Source organism: Streptomyces milbemycinicus (assembly GCF_002154605.1).
GTDB lineage: Bacteria > Actinomycetota > Actinomycetes > Streptomycetales > Streptomycetaceae > Streptomyces > Streptomyces milbemycinicus.
On the sequence record NZ_MUNE01000560.1, the window covers coordinates 1 to 399 of the forward strand.

1 protein-coding gene is annotated in these 399 nt (G+C 70.7%); it reads right to left on the reverse strand.

Annotated features, from left to right (window positions below):
• The coding region (locus CCN51_RS37970) for a DUF899 family protein (protein ID WP_143676010.1) at positions 1 to 399 on the reverse strand (399 nt) is incomplete at both ends.

The following is a 399-nucleotide window of genomic DNA, read 5'->3' on the forward strand; positions in this document are numbered from 1 at the left end:
GCCGCGGCCGGTCGTGGAGTAGGTGAGGAACACGCGGTCGCCCTCGCGCAGGAAGCAGGTGAGGTAACCCATGTCGCCGCCGACCGGCACGTCCACGCCGCGCACCGAGTACCAGGGCTGGGTGTAGCCCATGAACGCGACGTAGGAGGCGACCTCGTCCCAGCGGCCCGTGGTCAGGACGGCGAACGAGACGCCGCGGGCGTTGAGGTAGGCGGCGTCTTTCAGGTGCCAGGCCGTGGTGGTGCAGCCCTCGCACTGCCCCTGGTGCGGGGCGCCGTCGTACCACATGTGCTTGTAGACCACGAGCTCGTCGCGGCCCTGGAACAGGTCCAGGAACGGGACCGGCCCGTCGGGTCCGACGACCTCGACCGTCCCGTCGAGCTCCACCATCGGCAGCCG